The organism is Streptomyces sp. 15-116A (assembly GCF_025290915.1).
Taxonomy (GTDB): Bacteria; Actinomycetota; Actinomycetes; order Streptomycetales; family Streptomycetaceae; genus Streptomyces.
Map to the genome: position 1 here is coordinate 1 of NZ_JAOCQE010000040.1, position 25,940 is coordinate 25,940.

The 25,940-nt window shown below is 68.8% G+C and carries 29 protein-coding genes, 1 tRNA gene and 2 pseudogenes; 23 read left to right on the top strand and 9 right to left on the bottom strand.

Translation table 11 applies throughout. The features are described from left to right. The 4 genes and pseudogenes from N4P33_RS10295 to N4P33_RS10310 all read left to right on the top strand — a co-directional run. A partial coding sequence (locus N4P33_RS10295; protein ID WP_260825686.1) for a transposase family protein occupies nt 1-398 on the top strand: 398 nt, incomplete at its 5' end. A gap of 98 nt (nt 399-496) precedes the next feature. Beyond that, nucleotides 497-1,305 (top strand): annotated as a pseudogene (locus N4P33_RS10300) (IS5 family transposase). Nucleotides 1,306-1,699: 394 nt separating this feature from the next. Further along, the gene (locus tag N4P33_RS10305; protein WP_260826033.1) at nt 1,700-2,116 is read left to right on the top strand and encodes a hypothetical protein; all 417 of its coding nucleotides are present in this window, start codon (nt 1,700-1,702) and stop codon (nt 2,114-2,116) included. 1,158 nt (nt 2,117-3,274) lie between these two features. After that, a complete protein-coding gene (locus N4P33_RS10310; protein WP_260826034.1) occupies nt 3,275-4,714 on the top strand; it encodes an ATP-binding protein in 1,440 nt (479 codons plus the stop codon). Nucleotides 4,715-5,053: 339 nt separating this feature from the next. On the opposite strand, the gene N4P33_RS10315 is transcribed toward N4P33_RS10310, so the two are convergent. Next, nucleotides 5,054-5,296: a hypothetical protein gene (locus tag N4P33_RS10315; protein ID WP_260826035.1), complete on the bottom strand. Its 243-nt coding sequence runs from the start codon at nt 5,294-5,296 to the stop codon at nt 5,054-5,056. Nucleotides 5,297-5,427: 131 nt separating this feature from the next. Then, nucleotides 5,428-5,892 carry an NUDIX hydrolase gene (locus N4P33_RS10320; RefSeq protein ID WP_260826036.1) on the bottom strand — a complete coding sequence of 155 codons (465 nt, stop codon included), beginning with the start codon at nt 5,890-5,892 and terminating at the stop codon, nt 5,428-5,430. A gap of 18 nt (nt 5,893-5,910) precedes the next feature. On the opposite strand from N4P33_RS10320, the gene N4P33_RS10325 reads away from it, so the two are divergent. The 13 genes and pseudogenes from N4P33_RS10325 (at nt 5,911) to xerC (ending at nt 13,869) form a co-directional block, all read left to right on the top strand. Continuing rightward, nucleotides 5,911-6,690: a GntR family transcriptional regulator gene (locus N4P33_RS10325; RefSeq protein ID WP_260826037.1), complete on the top strand. Its 780-nt coding sequence runs from the start codon at nt 5,911-5,913 to the stop codon at nt 6,688-6,690. A gap of 138 nt (nt 6,691-6,828) precedes the next feature. Further along, nucleotides 6,829-7,185, top strand: a complete 357-nt coding sequence (locus N4P33_RS10330) for a hypothetical protein (protein ID WP_260826038.1) — start codon at nt 6,829-6,831, stop codon at nt 7,183-7,185. A 3-nt stretch (nt 7,186-7,188) separates the two neighbouring features. After that, nucleotides 7,189-8,544 carry an FtsK/SpoIIIE domain-containing protein gene (locus N4P33_RS10335; protein ID WP_260826039.1) on the top strand — a complete coding sequence of 452 codons (1,356 nt, stop codon included), beginning with the start codon at nt 7,189-7,191 and terminating at the stop codon, nt 8,542-8,544. 81 nt (nt 8,545-8,625) lie between these two features. Beyond that, nucleotides 8,626-9,270, top strand: a pseudogene (locus tag N4P33_RS10340) (DUF2637 domain-containing protein); the annotation flags it as partial. A gap of 54 nt (nt 9,271-9,324) precedes the next feature. Further along, complete coding sequence (locus N4P33_RS10345) at nt 9,325-9,486, top strand: mobile element transfer protein (protein ID WP_260826065.1); 162 nt, start codon at nt 9,325-9,327, stop codon at nt 9,484-9,486. Nucleotides 9,487-9,498: 12 nt separating this feature from the next. Then, nucleotides 9,499-9,654 (top strand): hypothetical protein, encoded by a 156-nt coding sequence (locus N4P33_RS10350; protein ID WP_260826040.1) that lies wholly within the window; start codon nt 9,499-9,501, stop codon nt 9,652-9,654. 24 nt (nt 9,655-9,678) lie between these two features. Further along, complete coding sequence (locus N4P33_RS10355) at nt 9,679-9,996, top strand: SpdD-like protein (protein WP_260826041.1); 318 nt, start codon at nt 9,679-9,681, stop codon at nt 9,994-9,996. 96 nt (nt 9,997-10,092) lie between these two features. Beyond that, nucleotides 10,093-10,644, top strand: a complete 552-nt coding sequence (locus N4P33_RS10360; protein ID WP_260826042.1) for a GGDEF domain-containing protein — start codon at nt 10,093-10,095, stop codon at nt 10,642-10,644. Between the two features lie 85 nt (nt 10,645-10,729). Beyond that, nucleotides 10,730-10,927: a hypothetical protein gene (locus N4P33_RS10365; protein WP_260826043.1), complete on the top strand. Its 198-nt coding sequence runs from the start codon at nt 10,730-10,732 to the stop codon at nt 10,925-10,927. Beyond that, entirely contained in the window at nt 10,909-11,124 is a 216-nt protein-coding gene (locus N4P33_RS10370; RefSeq protein ID WP_260826044.1) for a hypothetical protein, read from the top strand. Before N4P33_RS10365 ends, N4P33_RS10370 begins: the two co-directional genes overlap by 19 nt. Next, the gene (gene repSA, locus N4P33_RS10375) at nt 11,121-12,518 is read left to right on the top strand and encodes a replication initiator protein RepSA (RefSeq protein ID WP_260826045.1); all 1,398 of its coding nucleotides are present in this window, start codon (nt 11,121-11,123) and stop codon (nt 12,516-12,518) included. Before N4P33_RS10370 ends, repSA begins: the two co-directional genes overlap by 4 nt. Then, nucleotides 12,515-12,703 (top strand): helix-turn-helix domain-containing protein, encoded by a 189-nt coding sequence (locus tag N4P33_RS10380; protein WP_260826046.1) that lies wholly within the window; start codon nt 12,515-12,517, stop codon nt 12,701-12,703. The genes repSA and N4P33_RS10380 overlap by 4 nt, the downstream gene beginning before the upstream one ends. Next, nucleotides 12,703-13,869 carry a tyrosine recombinase XerC gene (gene xerC, locus N4P33_RS10385; protein ID WP_260826047.1) on the top strand — a complete coding sequence of 389 codons (1,167 nt, stop codon included), beginning with the start codon at nt 12,703-12,705 and terminating at the stop codon, nt 13,867-13,869. Before N4P33_RS10380 ends, xerC begins: the two co-directional genes overlap by 1 nt. Before the next feature lie 77 nt (nt 13,870-13,946). On the opposite strand, the gene N4P33_RS10390 is transcribed toward xerC, so the two are convergent. From N4P33_RS10390 to N4P33_RS10400, 3 genes are all read right to left on the bottom strand, one after another. Then, nucleotides 13,947-14,020: transfer RNA gene (locus N4P33_RS10390), tRNA-Pro, on the bottom strand. A 66-nt stretch (nt 14,021-14,086) separates the two neighbouring features. Then, complete coding sequence (locus N4P33_RS10395; RefSeq protein ID WP_260826048.1) at nt 14,087-14,830, bottom strand: Pr6Pr family membrane protein; 744 nt, start codon at nt 14,828-14,830, stop codon at nt 14,087-14,089. 78 nt (nt 14,831-14,908) lie between these two features. Beyond that, on the bottom strand, nt 14,909-15,835 hold the full coding sequence (locus N4P33_RS10400; RefSeq protein ID WP_260826049.1) for a metallophosphoesterase: 927 nt from the start codon (nt 15,833-15,835) through the stop codon (nt 14,909-14,911). 156 nt (nt 15,836-15,991) lie between these two features. Between N4P33_RS10400 and N4P33_RS10405 the strand changes: the two genes are divergently transcribed. Continuing rightward, entirely contained in the window at nt 15,992-16,456 is a 465-nt protein-coding gene (locus N4P33_RS10405) for a GatB/YqeY domain-containing protein (protein ID WP_260826050.1), read from the top strand. 113 nt (nt 16,457-16,569) lie between these two features. Here the strand turns inward: N4P33_RS10405 and N4P33_RS10410 are convergent, their stop codons facing one another. Next, complete coding sequence (locus N4P33_RS10410) at nt 16,570-18,861, bottom strand: transglycosylase domain-containing protein (protein WP_260826051.1); 2,292 nt, start codon at nt 18,859-18,861, stop codon at nt 16,570-16,572. Between the two features lie 452 nt (nt 18,862-19,313). Between N4P33_RS10410 and wblA the strand changes: the two genes are divergently transcribed. Next, entirely contained in the window at nt 19,314-19,652 is a 339-nt protein-coding gene (wblA, locus tag N4P33_RS10415) for a transcriptional regulator WblA (protein WP_260826066.1), read from the top strand. A 331-nt stretch (nt 19,653-19,983) separates the two neighbouring features. Here the strand turns inward: wblA and N4P33_RS10420 are convergent, their stop codons facing one another. Both N4P33_RS10420 and N4P33_RS10425 read right to left on the bottom strand, forming a co-directional pair. Then, nucleotides 19,984-21,354: an ArsA family ATPase gene (locus N4P33_RS10420; protein WP_260826052.1), complete on the bottom strand. Its 1,371-nt coding sequence runs from the start codon at nt 21,352-21,354 to the stop codon at nt 19,984-19,986. Nucleotides 21,355-21,430: 76 nt separating this feature from the next. Beyond that, a complete protein-coding gene (locus tag N4P33_RS10425; protein WP_260826053.1) occupies nt 21,431-22,408 on the bottom strand; it encodes an ArsA-related P-loop ATPase in 978 nt (325 codons plus the stop codon). Nucleotides 22,409-22,524: 116 nt separating this feature from the next. Between N4P33_RS10425 and N4P33_RS10430 the strand changes: the two genes are divergently transcribed. The 4 genes from N4P33_RS10430 (at nt 22,525) to N4P33_RS10445 (ending at nt 25,019) form a co-directional block, all read left to right on the top strand. Next, on the top strand, nt 22,525-22,686 hold the full coding sequence (locus N4P33_RS10430; RefSeq protein WP_142194045.1) for a DUF4177 domain-containing protein: 162 nt from the start codon (nt 22,525-22,527) through the stop codon (nt 22,684-22,686). Continuing rightward, nucleotides 22,683-23,147, top strand: coding sequence for a RidA family protein (locus N4P33_RS10435; protein ID WP_260826054.1), 465 nt, complete (start codon nt 22,683-22,685; stop codon nt 23,145-23,147). The genes N4P33_RS10430 and N4P33_RS10435 overlap by 4 nt, the downstream gene beginning before the upstream one ends. 163 nt (nt 23,148-23,310) lie before the next feature. After that, nucleotides 23,311-24,192 (top strand): NUDIX hydrolase, encoded by an 882-nt coding sequence (locus N4P33_RS10440; protein WP_260826055.1) that lies wholly within the window; start codon nt 23,311-23,313, stop codon nt 24,190-24,192. Beyond that, on the top strand, nt 24,189-25,019 hold the full coding sequence (locus N4P33_RS10445; RefSeq protein WP_260826056.1) for an MBL fold metallo-hydrolase: 831 nt from the start codon (nt 24,189-24,191) through the stop codon (nt 25,017-25,019). Before N4P33_RS10440 ends, N4P33_RS10445 begins: the two co-directional genes overlap by 4 nt. An 84-nt stretch (nt 25,020-25,103) precedes the next feature. On the opposite strand, the gene N4P33_RS10450 is transcribed toward N4P33_RS10445, so the two are convergent. Continuing rightward, nucleotides 25,104-25,778, bottom strand: coding sequence for a Crp/Fnr family transcriptional regulator (locus N4P33_RS10450; RefSeq protein ID WP_010031945.1), 675 nt, complete (start codon nt 25,776-25,778; stop codon nt 25,104-25,106). Nucleotides 25,779-25,940 lie beyond the last annotated feature (162 nt).

Here is a 25,940-nt window from a genome sequence, read left to right on the forward strand (position 1 = left end):
CCGACGATCAAGGCCGCACATTATGGACCGACGCCCTGCGACCTGGGCGTATGCACGACGCCACGGCCGCCCGCAACGAAGGCATCGCCAGCTGCTTCCAGCACTTCCCCGACGTCGAAGTCCTCCTGGACGACGGCTACCTGGGCCTGAGCCGCGACCACCGCGGGCAAGCGATCACACCCCCCAGAAAACCCCGCCCGGGAGCACTCCCCGGCAGAGTCGAACAGTGGGAACGCGACCGCCACGGCCACTCCTCCGACCGCATCACCGTCGAACACGCCCTCGCCGATCACAAACGTTGGAAGCAACTGACCCGCTGGACCCACCGCCGAGACAACCTGCCCGACACGTACCGCGCCATCGCTGGCCTCGTCTCCGACCGCACCATCAACGCCTGAAACAGGCCACGACCAGGCCAAACACGCTTCACCCACTATCACGCACCAACTCGTAAGACGCCATTTCAGTTGGCGTGATCTTGCGGCAGTCTGGGGCGATGACTGCTGCGCTTGTCGAGCGGATGGTGCCGGAGGGCCTGTGGGAGCTGTTTCAGCGGGTGGTCCCGCCGGCTCCGGAACGACCGCAGGGTGGGGGACGGCGTCGGCGAGGTGACCGTGAGGTGTTGGCCGCGATCATCTTCGTGGCCACCTCGGGGTGCACCTGAAACCAACTGCCACCGGGCTTCGGGCTGTCGGGAGTGACCGCCTTTCGCCGTTTCACCGAGTGGACCGAGGCCCGGGTCTGGGCCAAGCTCCACCGCCTGGTCCTGGACGAACTCGGGTCCCGCGGTGACCTGGACTGGTCGCGGTGCGCGATCGACTCCGTCAGCGTCCGCGCCCTCAAAGGGGGCAACTGACGGGCCCGAATCCGACCGACCGCGGCAAGAACGGATCGAAAATCCACCTGATCGTCGACCGACGTGGCCTGCCCTTGTCGATCGGCATCTCTGCCGCGAACCTCCACGACAGCCAGGCCCTCATCCCGTTGGTCCGCGGTATCCCGCCCATTCGCTCCCGTCGTGGCCGCCGACGCCGACGGCCCGGCAAACTCCACGGGGACAAGGGCTACGACTACCAGCACCTACGACGCTGGCTGTCCTCCCGCGGCATCCAGCACCGCATCGCCCGCAAGGGCATCGAGTCCTCCCAACGACTGGGCCGGCACCGCTGGGTCGTGGAACGAACCGTGTCCTGGCTGTCCGGCTGCCGACGACTCCACCGCCGCTACGAGCGCAAGCCCGAACACTTCCTCGCCTTCACAGCCATCGCCGCCACCCTCATATGCCACCGCAGACTCACCAACTGAAATGGCTTCTTACCGCGAGATGGCGGGGCGTACGGGGCCAAAGCCGTATTACTGCGGTGCTTCGACGCTCAGCCAAGCAGTAACCGGTGCTTGACTTCCCCGGCTCCAGGTTGTGGAAGCCTACGCTCGCGCAGCTGGGAGCCGCGCCGACCAGGAGGCGCGTCAGCGCCGTGTGGGACGAGCGCGTCAACTGTGGAAAGCTGCGGCCATTGAGCAGGCTCGTCCCCTTCGGGCAGGCCGTGGGCGCCGGCTCCGACAGATCCGTACGTCAGAGGCACTCGGCCAGGGCCTAGCGAGGCTCCGCGCGCGTGCAGGCCAGCCGTCACTGCGTGAGATCGAACGGGAGACCGCTGCTAGTGGCCACCGCGTCCCGCGATCGACGTGCCAGTTGATCTTGGCTGGCCGCGTCCTGCCCACCTCGGAGCAGTTGGCTGCCCTCCTGAACGCCTTCGCTGTCACCGAAGCTGCTTCCTTGGGCTGGCGTATCGCGCTTAATCGCATTGTGACGGGCATGTACCCGGTGCCGACCTGGCCTGCTGGGTGTGTGTGCCCGGACGGGGACCCCTCCGTAATTGGGTTCCTGGAACGTCGTGACCGCGACGAGAGGATCAAACGAAAGACTGGGCAACTCCGCCAGGACGAGGACTACGACCAATGGCTGGAGGCGCGTGCGGCCAGGGCGTTCCACCGGCGCCGATGGGACTATCTGGACGAGGACGAGCTGGATCACTTTGAGCGGGTGGATGGTCCACCTTGCTCGACGGGTCTGGATGGCATTGCGGAAGGCCGCCAGCAAGCAGTGATCGAGTAGGGCAGCCACGGACGCTGGGGAGCCGGTTCCGGAAGTCGGCTCCCAAACGGCTCCCAAACGACCCCGGAACCACTCAGGGGCCCGACCCGCGCTTGCGGATCAGGCCCCTGACCTGGTACTTCTCTGTCGGGGTGGCGGGATTTGAACCCACGACCTCTTCGTCCCGAAGCAACTTGGGCGGGCTGCTTACCTTGGACTGGCGTGTCTCTCACCTGCTGCGATGGTCCGCAGGCGTGCGTGGTTGTCCACCGCTGTCTGTCGGCGTTGTCACGCAGTTAGACACTCAGCGCTTTCCTACGCTTCTCGTGGGGCTCACTGCGAAAGGCCAGTACCGGTAGAGTGGCGTTCTGCTGGCTTTGACAGACGGGCGCATACCACGCAAGTACTGCGCCGTTGTCGGCAGGTGTCTTCATGCGCGACCGCCACGGCCTGGTGGAACCCAGCCGTTTCACCTGCGGGTATCGCGCAACGTTAGTCCCATACACCCCCTTGGGGGCCTCGTGGTGATGCCCGGGATTACGCTCGGTCGCTACGCTTAACCTACGGTTACCGAGCGTAATCCCGGGCATCACCACGAGGCGGGGAATGGTTAGATGATTACCTTCCCTTGGTTAGATTTTTACCTATGCTCGGGTCTCTTAAGCCAGCCCTCTGGACCGGGGCTGCTGTACTGCTGTGGGCGGTCCTACTCGAAAGCTGCTTGCAGGCTTTGCTGGCTTGATGGGCTTTGACGGCTGGGCTATGGAGCTAGCTGCGCTGCCTGCTCCGGGCCTGGTGGGTGGGTGCTGGCAGGTTCTTGGCCTGCGGTGATGCGGCGCCCAGGCCTGCTGTGGGCGGTCCTACTCGAAAGCTGCTTGCAGGCTTTGCTGGCTTGATGGGCTTTGACGGCTGGGCTATGGAGCTAGCTGCGCTGCCTGCTCCGGGCCTGGTGGGTGGGTGCTGGCAGGTTCTTGGCCTGCGGTGATGCGGCGCCCAGGCCTGCTGTGGGCGGTCCTACTCGAAAGCTGCTTGCAGGCTTTGCTGGCTCGATGGGCTTTGACGGCTACAGCTGATCGCGGCTGGCACATCTCCCTGGGCTGGCAGGGGCTCGTGCGAGGCGCGTCGGCCGGCGTTGTCAGCACACATGGCTATCTACTTGAAAGCCTTTAGAGTAGGCCCATGACTTCCAATGAGGTGGATCACGCTCTGGGCTTGCCGCCCCAAGAGGTAGGCGCTGCGTTGCTGGCCCTGCCTGAAGATCAGTGGTTCGATCGCAAGAGCTGCCTGATCAGCCCTCGAAAGCTCGCAGAAGCCCTCGCAGCCTTCGCTAATGCCGAGGGAGGAATCGTTGCCATCGGCCTGAATAACGGGCAGGTCGAAGGGATGAAGGGATTGGGTAATAAGGAGAACGAGCTCCGTCAAGCCTCGATTGATTTCACTTCCCCTCCCGTCCGCGTGAGCTTCAGCAGAGTCGAGTGCATTGATAGAGGTCAGCAGGAAAACTATCTTCTGATTGCGCGGGTGGAGCCCGGTGAGCGCGTCCACGAGCTCAGTAACGGTGAGTGCTACCTCAGGGTGGGGGATGAATCTCGGAGGCTTACTTATACGCAGCGCCAAGAGCTAGAGTTTGACAAGGGGCAGAGTCAATACGATGGGTTCGCGGCACCTGGCGTAGACATTACCCGCTTGGATCGAACTCTGCTTCAACAGTTCAAGTCGAGCGTCGGAGCCCATGATATTGAGGATGAGAAGATCCTCCGCGCCCGCAGTCTTCTGACTACGAATGGGGATATTACGAACGGCGGATATTTGCTGTTCGGAACCTATCCGCAGGATGTATTCCCGCAGGCTTACATTAGGGTTCTTAGGTTTCTGGACGTAAAGAGGGGTACTGGTGCCAGGCTAGGGCTAGAGGAGGGCTCGGATATCCGCATCGAAGGCAGTATCCCTGTGGCCATCCAAGAGGCGAGCAGGAAGATTGAGGAGCTAATCCCCAAGCGCCGAGCACTATCGGAGAGCGGTCTTTTTGAGGCGCGCTCCATTGTGCCCAGGGATGCATGGCTGGAAGGGCTGGTCAACGCCGTGATCCATCGCTCCTACAGCCTCGCTGGTGACCATATTCGATTTGAGATCTATCCGAATCGAATTGAAGTTGAAAGCCCTGGAAGATTTCCGGGATTGGCGAATCCTTCCAAGCCTTTGGAGATTAGTAGGTTTGCACGGAATCCGCGAATTGCGCGCGTCTGTGCCGACCTGAGGATTGGTCAAGAACTGGGTGAAGGTATCAAGCGTATTTTTGAGGAGATGCGAAGGGTGGGGTTGACGGACCCTGTTTATCAGCAAACTTCGGGGAGTGTCCGCTTGACTCTTGCGGCTATTCCTCGCATTGATGCAAGAATCGCCCAGAGGCTACCAGTGGGGAGCCAAAAGGTACTCGATGTCATCAGGAGTGCCGATTCTCCTTTGGGTACCGGGCAGATTTCCGAAGCGATTGGCATGAGTAGGCCCGCAACCAACTTGCGTTTGAAGGCGCTTGAGTCTGAGGGCTTCATTCGATGGAGCGGAAAGTCGCCAAAAGATCCCCGGGCTGTCTGGGAACTTACGGAAGATTGGGCTTAGGAGTGGATTGTAACGTAGGTCGGAGGAGCGGCTTTGGGCTGGAGCTGATTTGGCGCGAGTGATCATGGCCCATTACGCTAGCCCGCGGATCGGGCAGGTTTGTGAGCCTGCCCGTTAGTGCCCGATCTTGGGCCATGATCTTCGAGGCTCGCGCCAAATTGGCTGCCTAAAGCCGTGGAGCCGACCGGCCTCAGCCACAGAGGGTTTTCCTACCTCCGCCCGCATGCACGCAGCGCGCCGCCGGGCGCGGCCAGCCGGGGCGGAGACAGGAGGCAGGCCGCGCCGCAGAGGCGGCGCGCGCCCGCGCCGTGCGCGGGCCTTGATGAAGTAGGGAAAGTCTTATCCCTCAGTCGGGCGGCACTCCTGCCGGTACTCGTCGAGCAGGGTGAAGAAGAGTTCGATCGCTGGTACGTCGAGCTGCTGCGCCTCGCGCTCGATCTCAGTTGCCCAGCCGAGGGAGCTGTGACGACCGAGGCGTTGCCACAGCCAGTGAGCAAAGCGGCCCTGATCTCCAGGACTCCAGAAGTCGAAGTTGTCCTCAACGCCGTGTACGGCTGTCGCGATGCCATAGCCGAGCAACATGGAGTCGAGGTGTTGGAGGGAACTTCCCCGTATCCACATGCCGGGTCGGAGACGTACCTCGTCCAGGAACTCTTGGACGTTGGACAGTTCGGTGAGATGCCGCGGCATTCGCTGTGAGCTGTCTGCTGCTGTCATCGGATGAGCAGCCGCTTGCCGTCGTGGCTCCGTACGTGGGGCCCGTTGCCGTCCAGGGCGTCCAAGAGCCGGACTGCGAAGACCTCTGACATGCGATCGCTGACCTCTTCGGGCGTGAGCCAGTCGACGGCTGTGGACTCACTCGACGTGCGCTCGGTGCCGCCGGAGGGCTTGCAGCGGAAGACCAGGGCCACGATGCCTCGGGTGGTGTTCTTGTAGACGCCGGTCAGTTCGTCCACCTCGACGTGGATGCCGGTCTCCTCCAGGACCTCGCGGGCTACGCCGGCCTCCGGGGTCTCGTTGAGTTCGAGCACGCCGCCGGGAAGTTCCCAGGTGCCGTTGTCTGCGCGGCGAATCGCCAGGAGGCGTCCGTCTTCGCGCACCACGGCTCCGGCCACGGATACCGAGTGGAGCGATGGTGTTGACCTTGCCTCCCGTGATGTACTCATGTACAGGAGCATAGGAGGCTGGGAAGGACTATGGGAACAGCAGTAGGAGGTGAGCGGTCCGTACCTCGGTACGTGCAGATCGCCGAGGAGATCGTGCAGCAGATCCGGGCGGGTGTCCTCAAGCCTGGTGACATGGTGCCGAGTGAGTCGGAGCTCGTCGAGCGCTACGGGGTGTCGGGCGGCACGATCCGCAAGGCCATGGTGGAGGTGCGCGCGAGCGGGCTGGTCGAGACCCGGCACGGTAAGGGCTCGATCGTGAAGGACCGGCCGCCGGTGCGGCATCGCTCGTCCGATCGCTTCCGTCGCTCGCATCGCCAGGGCGGCAAGGCTGCCTACCTGGCCGAGTCGGCGCAGTCCGGTGCCACTGCCAAGGTGAGCGTGCTCTACATCGGCCCGATGGATGCGCCCGAGGATGCCGCGCGACGGCTCGGCGTTTCGGCCGGCGCCCAAGTGCTTGCCCGGCGACGCCTCTACTTCCGCAACGGCACGCCCGTGGAGACCGCCACCTCCTACCTCCCGTGGGATGTCGTCAAGGAGATCCCGGAACTGTTCGCCGAGAACCCCGGCGGCGGTGGCATCTACGCCCGACTCGAGGACCACGGCCACGAGTTCGCGGAGTTCGTCGAGACGCTGCAAGCGCGTCCGGCCTCCAAGGCTGAGGCGTCCGAGCTGGCGCTGAGTGCGGGTGCTCCGGTGGTTCACCTGGTGCGGGAGGCCCGTACGACCGAAGGCCGGGTCGTGGAGGTCTGCGACACGATCATGGCCGCTGACCAGTTCATTTTCGAGTACCGCATCCCCGCCGCCGACTGACGCGCCATCAACTCCCCTCAGCCCGTCGCGACTTCTTCGCCGCGACGGGTTGACTCATGTATAGGAGTGCTGCACTCTTCTTCACATCACTCATATACATGAGTGCTTGAGTCCATCCTCTATAGAGGAGTGATCTGCGTGCGTCAGATTCCCGTCGACACCTCCGCTGCGACCGTGATGGTCGCCCAGCCGCCCGAGCCGAAGATCCGCGACCGCCGCACTGGTGAGGTCGCCACCGACGCCGAGACCGGCGCCACGCTGATAACCGTGAACGTGATGTTCGCGCTCAACGGTGAGGTGGAGATCCTGAACGTCACCGTTCCCGAGACCGGCATCTCCGGTGACCTCGTGATGGGCACCCCGGTGGCCATCACCGGTCTGATCGCCCGGCCGTGGGAGAACGAGTTCAACGGCCAGAAGCGCCACGGCATCGCCTTCCGCGCGGTCGCCGTCACCTCGCTCACCGCCGGCGCATCGAAGCCGAAGGCGGCCTGAGCCATGACGTGGCTGACCGTCGCCCTGGCGCTGGTCGTCGCCGCTGCGGGTCTCCTGCGGTGGCGACGCCCCGCCTGGTACTGGCTGACGTTCGGAGTCTTCCTCGCCACGCTGCGCGTGCTGATCCGGTACGCCTCGGTCATGGACGCCTGCGGGCTGACCGTCCCGCCCTCGCGCTGGCGCCTTGCCCTGGCCCGGATGACCGATCGGCCCGCACCGGAGTCGCGTCCGCCGCGCATCCTGCGGGTGCGTCCGACCCGGACCGGTCTCGTCTTACGCCTCAAGCTGCGGCCCGGTCAGGACGCCTTCGACCTGGCCGCCGCCTCGGACCGGCTGCGGCACTCGTTCGGCATGTACGGCGTCACCTCCCGCGAGGTGCGCTCGGGCGTGGTCGAGCTGCGGATGACCGGTTACGACGTGCTCAAGCGGGTGCAGATGCCCGCCAGGACCGATACCCGGCCGATGAGGGTCCCGGTCGCCCTGCGCGCGGACGGCTCGGTCCACTACCGCGACTACCGGGGCGTGCCCCACGCGCTCACCCTCGGCGCCACCGAGTCCGGCAAGTCCGTCTACCAGCGCAACCTGGTGGCCGCGCTGGCTCGGCAGCAGGTCGCCCTGGTCGGCATCGACTGCAAGCAAGGGGTGGAGCTGTTCCCGCTGGCCCGCCGGTTCTCCGCGCTCGCCGACAACCCCGACACCGCCGCCGAACTCCTCGACGCCCTTGTGGCGCACATGGAGGACGTGTACCAGCTCATCCGCGCCGAACAGCGCATCACCGCCGACGTGCCCGACGCCGAGATCGCCGCTGACATCTGGAGCCTGCCCGAAGACCTACGGCCGGTGCCCATCGTGGTCCTGGTCGACGAGGTCGCCGAACTCGCCCTGTTCGCCAACAAGGAGCAGGAGAAGCGGCGGGATCGCATCATCACCGCCTTGGTCCGGCTCGCCCAGCTCGGCCGCGCGGCCGGCATCTATCTGGAGATCTGCGGGCAGCGCTTCGGCTCCGAACTCGGCAAGGGCATCACCATGCTCCGTGCCCAGCTCACCGGCCGGACCGCCCACCGCGTCAACGACGAAACGTCGGCGAACATGGCCTTCGGCGACATCTCCCCGGACGCCGTGCTGGCTGCCATCCAGATCCCCGCCGAGACCCAGGGCCTCGCCATCGCCGGTGACTCGACGGGGGGCTGGCACCGCATCCGCGCCCCGCACACCTCGATGCGGCAGGCCGTGAACATCTGCAACAAGCACGCCGACCGCACGCCCGCCCTGCCTGCACTCGCGCCTTTCCGGCCCGCGGTCACCCCGTTGCCCTTGCCCCGCGTGTCGCTGTCCAAGCCAGCGCCCGCCACCGCCTGAGCCCTTCCCTCTCGCAGTCGGCGCGACCGCCTCGCGCCAAGTCCCTACCCCCGCCATGCCTGATCACAGGAAGGAGCCGTGATGGCCCGCCCCGCTCTGCGCATGGACGCCGTTCTCATTCAAGCCGTCATCGCCGGGGCCCTGTCCTTCGCCCACCTGCATGACCTCGCCGCCGCTGCCGGACAGGACGGCTGGAAAGCCTGGGCCTACCCGATCAGCGTCGATCTGCTCCTGGTCGCCGCCTGGCGACGCCTCCGCACCGACGGCCCGTCCCGGCTGGCCTGGTGCTGGTTCCTCATCGCCCTGGTCGCCTCGCTCGGCGCCAACATCGCCACCGCCGGACTCCTCGACCTCAACGACGTCCCGGCCTGGCTGTGCATCCTCGTCGCCGCCTGGCCCGCGCTGGCCTTCATGGGCGGCACCCTCCTCGCCCACGCGCCTGGCGACCGGATGTCCGATCCGCCGGCGCACCCGGCCCCGGCCGAGAAGCCGGTCCCCGAGTCCGAGTCGGTCCCGGTGGTCGACGACGCCCCGGCCCTTCCCGCCGCCGAGCCCGCACCCGCTCCCGTCGCACCGGCTCCCGCCGTCCCGGCCGCGTTGGTCGACCACGCCCGCAAGGTCGCCGCCGACCACCACGCCCGCACCGGATCGCCGATCGACACCGACACCCTGCGCACCCGCCTCGGCGTCCCGCCCCACCTCGCCGACGCCATCGCCGCCCAACTCGCCTGGCCAGCAAGGAGAACCGACATGCCCGCCCGCGACCACTTCCACTCGCTGATGCGGATCGGCCCGGTGAACATCGGCACCCACCGCGACCGCAATGGCCAGACCAAGCACGCCGCCGTATGCACCGCCGACGACTGCGGCTGGTCCGCCGACTACTCCAGCCAGTCCGCCGCCCAGCTCGCCGCCCGCACCCACCGCTGCAAGGTCCGCTGAGGGAGGCCACCCATGGACGTCCCGCTCTGGCTCGCCCTGCTCGTCGTCGGCTACCTCGGCGTCAAGCTCATCCGCCCGCCCTGGTGGCTCATCGCCGTCCTGCTGCTCGGCGGTTTCCTCCTCGCCGACAGCGTCCTCGCCCCCGCCATCAACAGCTTCGTCAAGTAACCCGCCCCGGAAAGGAGATCACCCATGCTGCGCCCGAAGATTCCGACCATGCCCACCCCGACCGGCCATGTCACACCGCCCAGGGTCGTCGAGCCCACCGCCATCGTGCCCGGCGGCCAGACCCCGCCGCCCGCTCCCGCGGCTCCGGCGTCGTCCCGGCCCACGGTGCAGCTCACCCCGGGCACCGCGCTCGCCTTCGTCGGCGGCGGCACCGCCGTGGTCCTGGTCGTCGGCGCCGTCCTGGTCTCCATGCTCCTGGCCGTCGCCATCACCGGCGTCTCGGTCGCCGTCGGCGCCATCGTCCTGCGCTCGCTGCTCGCCTCGGACGCCAAGCGCCGCTGATCGGCCCCGGGGGGCGACGCACAAGCCGCCAAGCACGCCGCCGCCACTGGGACCGCGTACCGCCAGCCAACCGCCATCGTCACAAGGAGAACACCCGTGGACCTGCACATAGCCGCCAGCCTGGTGCCGTTACTCGGCTGGGCCGTGCACGGAAGCATCCTCACCCACCGGCTCGCTTCCGCCCGCCGCGACCCGCTCACCGGCCTGCACACCCGCGCCGGATGGACCGCCCGCGCCGAACACCTCATCCGCCGGCACCCCACCGCCGTCGTCCTCCTGGTCGACCTCGACCACTTCAAGACCCTCAACGACACCCACGGCCACGCCGCCGGAGACGCCGCCCTCATCGCCACCGCCGACCGACTGCGCACCTGGTGCGGACGCAACGGCACCGCCGGACGCCTGGGCGGGGATGAATTCGTCGCCGTCGTCCAGGACCTGGCCGCCGCCGACCTCGACGCACTTACCACCGCACTGCACCGGCCGCTCCACTTCGGCGGCAAGTCCGTGCCGCTGTCCGCCTCGGTCGGCACCTGCGCTCTCGCCGAACTCCCGATCCCGGCTCTGACCGATGCGCTCGCCGCCGCTGATGCGGCCATGTACGCCGCCAAGGGACGCAGTCGCCGAGGCTCGCGCACCTCTCGCTGACCGGCCGCCGGGTGGCGCACAAGCCGCCAAGCACGCCGCCACCCGGGGCCGTCCCTTCCAACCGCAATCGAAAGGAACCCCCAGCATGACCCACCGCACCACATCCGCGCCGCGCATCTGCCCGAACTGCGACGGCTTCCCCTCCGTCGCCGTCACCCTCGGCGGCCGGGACCGGCACGGACACCTGCGCACCATCACCGTCCTCTGCCCGGCCTGCCACGGCACCGGCACCACGCCGCTGCCGACCCACCCGACCGTGACCGCGTGGGAGGTGGCCGCCTGATGGGCATCTTCCGCGACCGGCTGCCCCGCGACACCGGCGACCCGCTCGACTCCGACATCGACCGTGCCATCCGCGTGGCCAAGGCACACGCGCGTCACGACCAGTCCCACCCCGAGCCGTCCAAGGCCAAGGGCAACACGTCCGGCCCGTCGTCGGCGTCGGCCAGCACCCCGCAGAAGCGGCAGTGGGGCCGGTGACCGACACCGCGACCTTCGCGGGCCTGGACCCGATCACCCTGGGGGACCTCCTCAGGGTGGCCGGGTCTCCCGGCTTTGACCGCTGGCAGGACCAGATCCGCCGCACCGGCGGCTGCGCCGACCCCATCCACCTCACCGGCTGGGTCCTCCACAAGGACAAGACCACCGGCGAGACCCTGCACCACTACACCACCGCCAACGAGCCGGGCGGACGCCTCCGCATCGCCTGCGGCAACCGCCGCGCCTCCCGCTGCCCGGCCTGCGCCTGGACCTACGCGGGCGACACCTTCCACCTCATCCGCGCCGGCCTCGCGGGCGACGACCGCCGCGACATCCCCGCCACCGTCCGGGACCACCCTCGGGTCTTCGCCACGCTCACCGCCCCGTCGTTCGGCCCGGTTCACAACCGGCCCGATCACGGCGTCTGTCGCTGCGGCACCCGGCATCCCGCCGACGACCCCGCCCTCGGTACCGCCCTGGACCCGGAGACGTACGACTACGCGGGCGCCGTGCTGTTCAACAACCACGCCGGACAGCTCTGGCAGCGCTTCACCACCCGGCTTCGCCGCGAGATCGCCGCCCGCGCCGGCCTCTCCCGCCGGGAACTCACTAATCAGCTCCGCGTCTCCTACGGCAAAGTCGCGGAGTTCCAGAAGCGGGGCGCGGTGCACTTCCACGCAGTGATCCGTCTCGATGGCCCGGATGGTCCGGACACAGCGCCGCCCGCCTGGGCCACGGTCGACCTCCTCGCCGACGCGATCCGTGCAGCTACGGCGCACTCCTACACCTCGGTCTCCGTCCCGGCCGCCGACGACCAACCGGCCCGGACCTTTCGCTGGGGCACCCAGCTCGACGTCCGCCCGGTCAAGGCGTTCGGCGACGGCTCCGAGATCACCGAACAGGCCGTCGCCTCCTACGTCGCCAAGTACGCCACCAAGGCAGCGGAGAACACCGGCACCCTCGACCGCCGCATCGGCGAACTCGCCGAACTCGACCGCCACCAGGTCCCCGACCACACCCGCCGACTGATCGAGGCATGCAAGGCGCTCGATCCGCTCTACCCGGACCGGCGCCTGTGGGCCTGGGCTCACATGCTCGGCTTCCGCGGCCACTTCTCCAGCAAGAGCCGCCGCTACTCGACCACCCTCGGCGCCCTCCGTCAGGCACGCGCCGACTACCGAGCCGCCCAGGAACATGCCGTCCTCGGCCTCGACGATCACGACCGCGAGCCTGACACCGTCCTCGTCCTCGCGGACTGGCAGTACGCCGGCCACGGCCACACCCCCGGCGAATCCGTCCTCGCCGCAACCATCGCCCGCGACCTCCACCTCAACCGCGAGACCGCCCGAGATGCCCTACACGATCAACTCGCCTTGGAAGGAGCCGCAGCATGACCATTGCCACCCCTGAACTGCTGACGGTGTCGGACGTGATGGCGCGGCTCAAGGTTGGACGCTCGAAGGTCTACGACCTGATTCGTACCCACCGACTCGCTTCGATCAAGATCGATGGTGCTCGCCGCATACCTGCTGACGCCGTGCGCGACTTCATCCAGCACCAGCTGGAGGAGGCCGCCTGATGGCCAAGCGACGCAGCCGTGGTGACGGCGGGCTCCATTGGGACGAGAAGAGACAGCGTTGGATCGCCACGGCGAACCTCGGCTTCGATCCGAGCGGCAAGCGGATCGTGAAGCGGGGGAGCGGCAAGACCAAGACTGAGGCGAAGAACAAGCTCAAGGAGGTGTTGCGGGATCACGAGGACGGTCTCGCGATTGCGCCCACGGGCTATACCGTCGCCGACGCCGTGAACGACTGGCTCACCTACGGCCTGGCGGGTCGTGACCCGGGCACCGTCGAGAACTGCACCATCCTGAGCCAGAACCACGTGATCCCGGCTCTGGGCTCCCGGAAGCTCCGCGACCTCAGCGCGGAAGACGTCGACCGCTGGCTGGCTGCCAAGGCCAAAACCCTCAGCACTCGCACGCTGCAGGCCATCCACTCCTGCCTGAACCGCTCGGTCAAGCGGGCCATGGCGCGGGACAAGGTGAAGCGCAACGTCGTCGAGCTGTGCTCAGTACCCCAGGGCCAGGCTGGGCGGCCGTCCAAGGCGCTCACCTTCGCCCAGGCCGAGGCGGTGCTGAAAGCGGCCGAGGGAACCTCGATGCACGCGTACATCGTCGTCGCCCTGCTGACCGGTGCCCGGACCGAGGAGCTGCGGGCGCTCACCTGGGACCACGTCTTCTTGAAGGGACGGCCGGACGCCGATCCGCCGCAGCCTCCACACATCGCAGTGTGGCGCTCGGTCCGGCGTGGCGGCGACACGAAGACCCGGAAGTCCCGGCGAACGCTCGCTCTGCCGGCGCGTTGCGTCGACGTCCTTTGGCAGCACTTCGAAGACCAGGGCTGGGAACGGCTCGCCGCTGGCGACAAGTGGGAGGAACACGGCCTGGTCTTCTCGTCGGCTGTTGGTAAGCCGCTCGACGCGACCAACGTCCGGCGCGCCTTCCGCCAGGCGCTCAAGGATGCCGACGGGATCAACGCCGACGAGTGGACGCCTCGGGAGCTCCGGCACAGCTTCGTGTCCCTGCTCTCCGACCGTGGCGTCCCGCTGGAGGAGATCTCCCGGCTCGTCGGTCACTCCGGCACGGCCGTGACCGAGGAGGTGTACCGGAAACAGATCCGCCCCGTGATCCAGACCGGCGCGGTGGTCATGGATGGCATCTTCAAGCGCGATCCGGAGCGTTAGTCACGCAGATAGACACGCAGCAACGCCAGAGGGCCCTCACCAACTCGGTGAGGGCCCTCTGAACTGCTATTTCGCTGTCGGGGTGGCGGGATTTGAACCCACGACCTCTTCGTCCCGAACGAAGCGCGCTGCCAAGCTGCGCTACACCCCGATCGTCGCTGCTGTCGCGGCGACGACGTTTACTTTAGCCCACTGGTGGCTGGAGGCGAAATCCGGTTTAGCGGCGGCGGCGGACCGGGTTCGGGCGGGTGTGGTCCAGGGCGACCAGGAGGGCGGCCAGGGCGTAGAAGGAGAGGCCCACGAGGAGGGCGTTGGCGAGGACGCTCTTGTAGCCGTCCTGGGTGACGTCGAGGAAGGGGTAGAGGTAGGCGGTCGGGCTGCCGGGGAGCAGTTCGCCGCGGGCCAGGGTGAAGGCCAGGTAGGCCAAGGGGTACAGCATCCACGTCGTGGCCTGGCGGATGTGCGTGCGGGCCGGGGGTGAGAGCAGGAGCCAGTCCAGCAGGGCCGCGGCCGGGATCACCGTGTGCAGGGTGTGCGCCGCGATCGTCTCCAGCGTGCCTGCCTCGCCCGTCATGGAGAACGCCGGCGTCGCGCCCGCCAGGAGCACGTGGTGGACCAGGGCCGCCATCGTCACGTAGAGGAGCGTCGCGCCGGTGATCGCGCCCGGGAGGGGGTGGCGGGCCGTCCAGGCTCGGCGGGCCGATGCCAGCGTGACCACCACCAGCAGGAGCGTGCTCTGGATCGAGAAGTAGCTCAGCACCCGGGTGGGGCTGCCGAGGAGCAGCTCGGCGGTGACCGCTGCCGTGGCCGTCAGCGCCAGGAGCGCGCGGTACGCCGCCACCAGCGGGCGGCGTACCGGGGGGACCACGGCCCGGGCCGGGACCGGGGAGGGCAGGAGGGAGGGAGTCGCACCCGGGAGGGCGGGGAGGTCCGGGATGTCCCTGGGTATCGGGGCTGTCATGCCTCCAGCGTGGGAGGCCGACCCGTTCGGTGCGATTTCCCGTGGGCTGTCCGGGTTACCTCTCCCAGTGCGGTCTGGTTACTCCCGGCTCGTCAGCGTCAGCAGCGTCGCCTCCGGGGGGCACGCGAAGCGGACCGGGGTGTACCGGTTCGTGCCGCAGCCCGCCGAGACGTGGAGGTAGGAAGTGTGGCCCTCGGACGTGTGCGTGGACAGGCCCTTCACGCGGTCCGTGTCCAGGTCGCAGTTGGTGACCAGGGCGCCGTAGAAGGGGATGCACAGCTGGCCGCCGTGGGTGTGGCCGGCCAGGATCAGCGGGTAGCCGTCGGCCGTGTAGGCGTCCAGGACGCGCAGGTACGGGGCGTGGACCACGCCCATCGAGAAGTCCGCCGAGGACGACGGGCCCCCGGCCACCTCCGCGTACCGGTCCCGCTTGATGTGCGGGTCGTCCAGTCCCGTCAGCTCGATCGACACGCCCTCGATCTTCAGCGTGCCCCTGGTGTTCGTCAGGTTCAGCCAGCCCGCCGCGTCGAAACCGTCCCGGATGTCCTCCCACGGGTTGTGGACGGCGCCGACGGCCGGCGGATTGCCGTTCAGGCCGTGCTTCCCCTGGGCCTTCTCGATCAGATAGCGGGCGGGGTTGCGCAGCCGGGGGCCGTAGTAGTCGTTGGAGCCGAAGACGTACGCCCCCGGGAACTCCATCAGCGGGCCCAGCGAGTCCAGCACCTCCGGCACGCCCTCGGGGTCGGACAGGTTGTCGCCCGTGTTGATCACGAAGTCGGGGCGCAGTCCCGCCAGCGAGCGCAGCCAGCGCTGCTTCTTGCGCTGGCCGCTGACCATGTGGATGTCGGAGACCTGCAGCACGCGCAGGGGGCGCATCCCGGCCGGAAGGACGGGGACCGTCACCCGCCGCAGACGGAAGGAGCGGGCCTCGAAGCCCGCCGCGTACAGCAGTCCGGCGGCACCGGCCGCCGTGATACCCAGGGGGATTCCGTATCGCGCGCGCATACGCCCCATCGTGTCAGACGCCGCTCAGCCGCCGTGCCACGCCGGTCGGTTGCCGTGCCACGCCGTCCGGCCGCGCCCCCGCACATGAACAGCCCCTTCCCGTACGCCCCTTAAATCAGCAGGCGTCCTGCCCCGCGCACCTGCGACAATCAAGTCATGACCACGCTCAAGTCGAAGCTGCAGGATGACCTCAACGCCGCGATCAAGGAGCGCGACGAGCTCCGCTCCTCGACGCTCCGGCTGACGCTCGCCGCGATCACCAAGGAGGAGGTCGCGGGCAAGGAGAAGCGCGAGCTCTCCGACGACGAGGTCCTCAAGGTGATCACCCGCGAGGCGAAGAAGCGCCGCGAGGCGGCCGACGCCTTCGCGCAGGGCGGTCGCGCCGAGCAGGCCGAGCGGGAGAAGGCGGAGGGCGAGGTGCTCGCGCAGTACCTGCCCAAGCAGCTGTCCGACGACGAGCTGGACGCGATCGTCGCCCAGGCGGTCGAGGAGGCGAAGGCGGCCGGCGCCGAGGGGCCGCGGGCCATGGGCGCCGTCATGAAGATCGTGAACCCGAAGGTCGCCGGTCAGGCGGAGGGCGGCCGCGTCGCCGCCGCGGTGAAGAAGCTGCTGGCCGGCTGACACGGCCTTTCCCGCACGCTCCGCACGCACGCCTCACGGGCGGCTCTGCATGCGAACGGCCCCTTCCTCCCTGGTACGGGAGGAAGGGGCCGACGTCGCTCTGGGGATGCCTCTCAGTCCCGGCCCCCCGGCCCGTTCCCCGGCCCCTGGATGAACCCCTCCGGGATGGAGAACGTCGGGTCCGGCTCCGGGCCGCCGCCGTTGCCCCCGCCATTGCCGCCACCGCCGCCACCGTTGCCGTTGCCCCCGCCGATCAGGCCGCCGATGAAGCCGCCGTCGCCGTTGTCGCGCTCGTCGCCGCCCTCGTCCTCGTCGTCGCCCCGGTCACGGTCGCCGCCGTCGGGGATGTGCACGAGGTTGAAGTCGTTGGCGTCCTTGCCCTCCAGCGCGCCGCTCATCATGTCGCCCCAGATCGGGCCGGGTACCGCGCCGCCGAAGACCTTGGCGTGCCACTGGCCGCCGATGGTGATGTTGATCATCTTGCGCTTGTGCGCCGGATCACCGACCCACACCGCACCGGCCATGTTGGGCGTGTATCCCACGAACCAGGCCGCGTACCGTTCGTCCGTCGTGCCGGTCTTACCGGCGCTCGCGCGGTCGTCAAGACCGGCTTGCCTGCCCGTACCGTCCTCGACCACGCCCTTCAGCAGCGTGTTGACGGTGTCGGCGGTCTGCTCCGACATCGCCCGCGAGCACGTCGACTTCGGCACCTGGAGCGACTTCTGCTTGTTGCCGATCCGCTGGCTGATCGACTCGATGGCGATCGGGGTGCAGTACATGCCGCGCGAGGCGAAGGTGGCGTAGCCGGCCGCCATGGTCAGCGGGGACATCTCCTGCGTGCCGAGCGCGATCGACGGGGCCTGCGCCATCTTTCCGCCGTCGGCCCGCTCGACGCCCATCTTCTTCGCCATCTCGGTGACCGGGCAGATGCCGATCTCACTGATCAGCTCGATGTAGTAGGTGTTGACCGACTTGGCGGTCGCCTCCTTCATCCCGTACGGGCCGACCTCCGACTCGTTCTCGTTCTCGACCGGGACGCCCTTCTCGTTCCAGACCTTGCCGTCGCAGGCCTGGACGGGGGAGGGGTAGTCCATCTTGTACGGCGCGGCGTACGTCTTGGTCGGCGGTACCCCGTTCTCCAGGGCGGCCGCGGCCACGATCGGCTTGAACGTCGAACCGGGCTGGTAGCCCGCCCCGCCGCCCATGGCGGCGTCGACCGAGAGGTTGATCGTCGTCTCGTTGTTCTTCGTGTCGATGCCGTACGGCCGCGACTGGCCCATCGCCAGGATCTTGCCGGTGCCGGGCTCGACGATGGTGGCGGCGGTCGCCACGTCGTCGCTCTGGTTGACGTGGTCCTTGACCGACTGCTGCACGGACTCCTGCGCCTGCGGGTCCATCGTCGTACGGATCGTCAGACCGCCGCGGTTCCAGATCTTCGCCCGGGCCTCCTTCGTCTTGCCGAAGACCGGGTCGTTGAGGAACACCTCGCGCACGTAGTCGCAGAAGAAGCCCGCGCCCTTGACCGCCGTGATGCAGCCGTTCTGCGGCTTGTTGACCTTCAGTCCGAGCGGGGTCTTCGCCGCCTTGTCGGCCTCCTCCTGGGAGATGTCGCCGACCTCGGCCATCCGCTGCAGCACCACGTTGCGCCGCTTCTTGGCCTCCGCCTCGTCGTTCACCGGGTCGTAGCGGCTCGGTGACTGGACGATGCCGGCGAGGAGGGCGGACTCCTGGAGGTTGAGGTCCTCGGCGGACTTGGAGAAGTAGCGCTGGGCGGCGGCCTCCACGCCGTAGGCTTGCTGGCCGAAGAACGTGATGTTCAGGTAGTTCTCGAGGATCTTCTTCTTGCCCAGCTCCTCCTCGACCTGGATCGCGTACTTCAGTTCGCGGATCTTGCGGCCCAGGGTCTGCTGGGTGGCCTCGGCGACCTTCGTCGGGTCGTCGCCGGCCTCCTCGACGAAGACGTTCTTCACGTACTGCTGCGTGAGCGTGGACGCGCCCTCGGCGACGCCGCCCTCCTGCGCGTTGCGGTTGAGCGCGCGCAGGACGCCCTTCAGGTCGACGGCGCCGTGCTGGTAGAAGCGCGAGTCCTCGATCGCGACGATCGCCTTCTGCATGTACGGCGAGATGTCCTTGAGCTCGACCACCGTGCGGTTGCGTGAGTAGACCGTGGCGATCTGGCCGCCCTGGGCGTCGAGGATCGTGGTGCGCTGGCTCAGCGGCGGGGTCTTCAGGTTGGCCGGGAGTTCGTCGAAGCTCTCGACCGAGCCCTTGGCCGCCAGCCCCAGCGCGCCCACCGCGGGCAGCGCGATGCCGGCCAGCACCGCTCCTGCGAGGACACTGACACCGAGGAACTTGGCGGCCTGCTGCGTGGGAGACAGACCACCGCCCGAGCGCTTGTTTGGCATGGGAGCAGCCTACGTTCTCATTCGCCGGACAGGCGTATATGCCTTGGCCTAAGCTGCTCTCAACTGTCACAGCAGTGAGGCCACGTATCAATACGTCCGGCGACCCCGAATCGTTCCGGATCTTCTCGACTTTCTTTTCCTCGGCTGTCTTCGGATGCGTCGCGGGGTGAGTCGAGGGTGAGTTGAGTACGTGTCCGGATCCGCCTTGTGTGTCACTTGGTGTCCGTTGTGACGCAACTGAACTGACCCCATATGCCGGGATTGTCGCGCATGTCGCCAGCTCACTCCCCCGGGTGATCTGCCGCTTACCCATAGTCCGTTCGGACCATTCAAGATTGGGCCCGCTGGGGGTGTTGCGCTGTGCCCACCTTCCGTAACGTCCTCAACTGGCGGCGGTGAATATGCCGCTGCCGCCGTGGGGGAGCCTCGATTCGGGAGAGGACGGCGCCGGTATGGGCTGGGTTACCGACTGGAGTGCGCAGGCTGCCTGCCGCACTACCGATCCGGATGAACTGTTCGTTCAGGGAGCAGCGCAGAACAGGGCCAAGGCGGTGTGCACCGGATGTCCGGTACGCACCGAATGTCTGGCCGACGCGCTGGACAACCGCGTCGAGTTCGGCGTGTGGGGAGGCATGACGGAGCGTGAGCGCCGGGCGTTGCTGCGCCGGCGGCCCACCGTCACTTCATGGCGCCGGCTCCTCGAGACCGCGCGCTCGGAGTACGAGCGGGGATCGGGCGTCGTCCCGCTGGGCGACGACGAGGTCTACGAGAACTACGCCGCGGTGAGCTGAGGACCCTCGGGGGGTTCTCGGCGCTGATCGGCTCCGCCGGCTGTTTTCAGGCGTTCGGTTCTGCCTGCCCGGCCTCGGGCGTTCGGTTCCACCGCCCGGCCTCGTGCGTTCGGCTCTTCCGGCCGGTCTCAAGCGCCTCGGCCGGTCTCATGCGCCTCCGGGTTCGTTCGCCTTTCGTGAGGCTCGTGGTTCGGGTGTCGCTCGCCGTGCGGTCTCATGTGCCTTGCGGTCGCTCATCGGCCGGTTTCTTGCCGAGCGTCAGGGTTCCCTCGGCCGTCCGGCTCCTGCTCGGGCGCCAGGGTTGGCTCGGCCGTCCGTTCCGTCTCGGGCGTCAGGCGCTTGCCTCGGGCAGCTCCGGCCGGTGGTTGGCGAGCCGGTCGCCGATGTCCCGCAGGCCAGCGAGATCGTGCACATCGCCGGGCAGCGCGGCCACTTCGGTCACCGCCACCTCGGGGTGGAGCGCGGTGAAACGGTCGCGTGTGCGCTGCTCGCGGGCGAGCAGATGCATCCGCTCGGCGTGCAGCCTCAGCAGGCCCGCGGTGAACCGGTCCACGGACCGCTCCGCGTCGGCGGGGGAGCCTTCGTCGGGAGCGTCGAGTGCGTCGGGGGTGCCGGGCTGCTCATCCGCTGGTGATTCTGAACTGTCGTCTGTGCTCAGGGAGTTGCCGGGAGAGGTACGAAGTCCAGCTTTCCCGTCCTCCTGATCCACAATGCGGGAGTCCTCAAGATTTTCCGCGGCGGCGACGGCCCGCTCGGCCGACAGCCGGTCGGCGCCGCTGCCGTGGACCCGGTTGAGCACCAGACCGGCGAGCGGCATGTTCTCCGCGGCCAGCCGTTCCACGAAGTACGCGGCCTCGCGCAGCGCGTCCCGCTCCGGGGCCGCCACCACCAGGAACGCCGTCCCGGGCGCCTGGAGCAGCTTGTACGTGGCGTCCGCGCGCGTACGGAACCCGCCGAACATGGAGTCCATCGCGGCCACGAACGTCTGGACGTCCTTCAGCAGCTGACCGCCCAGCAGCTTGCCCAGCGCGCCCGTCATCATCGACATGCCGACGTTCAGGAACTTCATCCCCGCCCGGCCGCCGACCTTCGCCGGTGCGAGCAGGACGCGGATGAGCTTGCCGTCGAGGAAGGAGCCCAGCCGCTTGGGCGCGTCCAGGAAGTCCAGCGCGGAGCGCGACGGCGGGGTGTCGACGACGATCAGGTCCCACTCGTCGCGGGACCGCAGCTGGCCCAGCTTCTCCATCGCCATGTACTCCTGCGTGCCCGCGAAGCCCGCCGAGAGCGACTGGTAGAAGGGGTTGCCCAGGATCGCGGCGGCCCGCTCGGGATCCGCGTGCGCCTCGACGATCTCGTCGAAGGTGCGCTTCATGTCGAGCATCATGGCGTGCAGTTCGCCGCCGGCGGAGTCGTCGATGCCCTTCACCCGGCGCGGGGTGTTGTCGAGCGAGTCGATGCCCATCGACTGGGCGAGCCTGCGGGCCGGGTCGATGGTGAGGACGACCACCTTGCGGCCCCGCTCGGCCGCGCGCAGACCGAGCGCCGCGGCGGTGGTCGTCTTGCCGACGCCGCCCGCGCCGCAGCACACCACGATCCGGGTGTCCGGGTCCTCGATCAGCGGGTCGATGTCGAGGGCGCGCGTGGGGGAGAGGTGGTGACGGGCGGCCGGGTCGTGCGTCTGGGCCGGTTCCGGACGGCTCATGTCATCCCCTGCTTCCGATACGTCCGACGTGTGGCGAATCCGCCGTCATGAAGTGGGTGGTGAGGGCGGGGCGGGCTCACGAGACGCTCTGTCTGCGGAGTTCCCGGGCCAGTTGGTACAAACCCGCGAGGTCCATGCCCTCCGCGAACAGCGGCAGTTCGTGCAGCGGCAGGCCGAGGTCCGCCAGCACCGCCCGCTGCTCGGTCTCCAGCGCGTGCCGCTCGGCGTACTCCTCCGCCTGCGCGAGCAAGGGGTCCACCAGCCGCTCGGCGTGTCCGCCGCGCCGCGCTCCGCCGAGACCGGCGGACGACAGTGCCCGTGCGATGGAAGAACGCGGGACGCTCCCCACGAGTTCCAGGTCGGCCGGATCCAGCAGCGCCGGCCGCACCATGTTCACGATGATCCTGCCCACCGGCAGTCGGGCCGCGCGCAGCTCGGCGATGCCGTCCGCGGTCTCCTGGACCGGCATCTCCTCCAGCAGCGTCACCAGGTGCACCGCCGTCTCGGGCGACTTCAGCACCCGCATCACGGCCTGCGCCTGATTGTGTATCGGGCCGATCTTGGCGAGCCCGGCGACCTCGTCGTTGACGTTGAGGAAGCGGGTGATGCGCCCGGTCGGCGGCGCGTCCATCACGACGTAGTCGTAGACGAACTTCCCGCTCCTGTCCTTGCGCCGGACCGCCTCGCACGCCTTGCCGGTCAGCAGGACGTCCCTGAGGCCGGGCGCGATGGTGGTGGCGAAGTCGATCGCGCCGAGCTTCTTCAGGGCGCGTCCGGCGCCGCCCATCTTGTAGAACATCTGGAGGTAGTCCAGAAGGGCCAGTTCGGGATCGATGGCCAGGGCGTGCACCTCGCCCCCGCCCGGAGCGACGGCGATCTTCCGCTCCTCATACGGCAACGCCTCCGTCTCGAAGAGCTGTGCGATGCCCTGGCGGCCCTCGACCTCGACGAGAAGCGTCCGCTTCCCCTCCGTGGCCAGGGCCAGCGCGAGGGCCGCGGCCACCGTGGTCTTGCCGGTTCCGCCCTTGCCACTGACGACCTGGAGCCTGCTCACGTCTTCGAGCCTAATTCCTCGCCCCGCGCCCCGGCGGCTCCGGGGGCGACTTCCGCGGACATGTCACCGCGGCGGTCGCTGCGGCGGTGTCCGCCGTTGCGGCTAGAGTCGGCCCCATGACCAAGTGGGAATACGCGACTGTGCCGCTGCTCGTCCATGCCACGAAGCAGATTCTGGACACCTGGGGCGAGGACGGCTGGGAGCTCGTCCAGGTCGTGCCCGGGCCGAACAACCCCGAGCAGCTGGTGGCCTACCTGAAGCGGGAGAAGCAGGGATGAGCGCCGTCGAGGCGAAGCTGGCCGAGCTCGGCCTGCGCCTGCCGGAGGTCGTCCCGCCGCTGGCGGCGTACCAGCCCGCCGTGCAGTCGGGCCCGTACGTCTACACCGCCGGCCAGCTGCCCATGGTGGACGGCAAGCTGCCGGTCACCGGCAAGGTCGGCGCGGAGGTCACCCCCGAGGAGGCCAAGGAGCTGGCGCGCACGTGTGCTCTGAACGCCCTCGCCGCGGTCAAGTCCGTCGCCGGGGATCTGGACCGGGTCGCGCGCGTGGTGAAGGTGGTGGGGTTCGTCGCCTCCGCCGCGGACTTCACCGGGCAGCCGGCGGTTCTCAACGGGGCGAGTGAGCTGCTCGGTGAGGTGCTCGGCGAGAAGGGTGTGCACGCGCGCAGTGCCGTGGGCGTCGCGGTGCTGCCGCTGGATGCGCCGGTGGAGGTCGAGATCCAGGTGGAACTGGCGCAGTAGCTTCCAGCGGGGAGCAGTCCGCCGGCGAGCTCGGGGCGTTCCGGTCGGTGCGCGGGTGCCGCGCCGCGTCGTGGCTGGTCGCGCAGTTCCCCGTGCCCCCTTGGGGCGCCTGGTGTTCCCTCTGTCACTCGAACATCTGGGCGTCAGCAGATAGCCTCCGGCCATGGCGAATGTGCAGGCTGGCGGGCAGTGGTACCCGCCGGAGTGGCCGGAGCGGATCAGGGCGCTCGCCGAGGGGACGCTCACGCCGGTCGCCCCGAAGCGGGCGGCCACCGTGATGCTGCTCAAGGACACCGCGGACGGCACTGTCGTGCACATGCTGCGCCGCCGTACGTCCATGGCCTTCGCGGGCGGCGCCTACGCCTATCCCGGCGGCGGTGTCGACCCGCGGGACGACGAGCGGCACATCCGCTGGGCGGGCCCCACGCGCGCGTGGTGGGCGGACCGGCTCGGCGTCGACGAGACGGGCGCCCAGGCGATCGTCTGCGCGGCGGTGCGCGAGACGTACGAGGAGGCCGGCGTCCTGCTCGCCGGGCCGACCGCCGACACGGTGGTCGGCGACACCACCGGCGACGACTGGGAGGCGGACCGCGCCGCACTCGTCGCACGGGAGGTCTCCTTCGCGGAGTTCCTCGACCGGCGCGGGCTGGTCCTGCGCTCCGACCTGCTCGGCGCGTGGACGCGCTGGATCACCCCGGAGTTCGAGCCGCGCCGCTACGACACGTGGTTCTTCGTCGCCGCGCTCCCCGAGGGCCAGCGCACCCGCAACGCCTCCACGGAGGCCGACCGCACGGTGTGGATCGCCCCGCGCGAGGCGGCCGCCGCGTACGACAAGGGCGAGCTGCTGATGATGCCGCCGACCATCTCGACCCTGCGCCAGCTGTCGCCGTACGGCAGCGCGGCCGAGGCGCTCGACGCGGCGCCCGCCCGGGATCTGACCCCCGTCCTGGCCACCGCGCGCCTGGAGGACGGGGAGATCGTGCTCTCCTGGCCGGGCCACGACGAGTTCACCAAGCACATCCCGACCGGTGGAGCCCCCGCATGACGGACGCCAGCACCCTTCCGGGCCAGCCACGGGGCGGGGTCCTCTCCGGCCCGGCGACACCGCGCGCGGTGAACGTCCTGGCGCCGAACCCCTCGGCGATGACCCTGGACGGCACCAACACCTGGATCCTCTCCGAGCCGGACTCGCCGCTGGCGGTCGTCGTCGACCCGGGTCCGCTGGACGAGGGCCATCTGCGGCATGTCGTCGTCACGGCCGAGCAGGCCGGCAAGCGCATCGCCCTCACCCTGCTGACGCACGGTCACCCCGACCACGCCGAGGGCGCGGGCAGGTTCGCCGAGCTGACCGGCACGAAGGTGCGCGCCCTCGACCCGGCGCTGCGGCTCGGGGACGAGGGGCTGGCCGCAGGAGACGTCATCACGGTGGGCGGCCTGGAGCTGCGGGTCGTACCGACGCCCGGGCACACCGCGGACTCCCTCTCCTTCCACCTGCCGGCCGACCGGGCCGTCCTGACCGGCGACACCATCCTGGGGCGCGGCACGACCGTGGTGGCCCACCCCGACGGGCGCCTCGGCGACTATCTGGACACCCTGCGGCGCCTGCGCTCCCTCACGGTCGACGACGGCGTCCACACCGTCCTGCCCGGCCACGGGCCCGTCCTGGAGGACGCCCAGGGCGCCGTCGAGTACTACCTCGCCCATCGCGCCCACCGGCTCGCCCAGGTGGAGACGGCCGTCGAGGACGGTCACCGTACGCCCGCGGAGGTCGTCGCCCACGTGTACGCGGACGTGGACCGCTCCCTGTGGCCGGCGGCGGAGCTCTCCGTACGGGCGCAGCTGGAGTATCTGCAGGAGCACGGGCTCATCTAAGGCGGCCCGGACGCGCGGAGCCCCGCCTCACGGGGAGTGAGGCGGGGCTCCGGCGCGTGTGTGCGGGCGTACCGGCGTGTGGGGTCAGCGCGAGCGCTTCGCCAGGCGCTCGACGTCCAGGAGGATCACCGCGCGGGCCTCCAGGCGCAGCCAGCCGCGCTGGGCGAAGTCGGCGAGGGCCTTGTTGACCGTCTCGCGGGACGCGCCGACCAGCTGGGCCAGCTCCTCCTGCGTGAGGTCGTGCACCACGTGGATGCCCTCCTCGGACTGCACGCCGAAGCGGCGGGACAGGTCCAGCAGGGCGCGGGCGACACGGCCCGGGACGTCCGAGAAGACCAGGTCCGACATGGCGTCGTTGGTCTTGCGCAGCCGGCGTGCGACGGCACGCAGCAGGGCCGTGGCGACCTCGGGGCGGGCGTTCAGCCAGGGCTGGAGGTCGCCGTGGCCGAGGCCCAGCAGCTTCACCTCGGTCAGCGCCGTGGCCGTCGCGGTGCGCGGGCCCGGGTCGAAGAGCGACAGCTCGCCGATGAGTTCGCCGGGGCCGACGACGGCCAGCATGTTCTCGCGGCCGTCGGGTGAGGTGCGGTGCAGCTTGACCTTGCCCTCGGTGACCACGTAGAGCCGGTCTCCGGGGTCGCCCTCGTGGAACAGGGAGTCGCCCCGTGCCAGAGTCACCTCACTCATGGAGGCGCGAAGCTCCGCGGCCTGCTCGTCATCGAGCGCCGCGAAAAGCGGGTTCCGCCGCAGAACGTCGTCCACGAGTTCTCTCCTTGTCGACCTGCTCAGGGGATCTTGCTCCCCCACGTACCAGGGGACCGTGGTGCCCATTTTGCCGGACGGTCCAAACAGTGTGATCTGTCACAAGGATGCCGCACCGGCCTGCCGGGGTACGCGGCAGGGGTCCAATTGGGCGCCGATCTT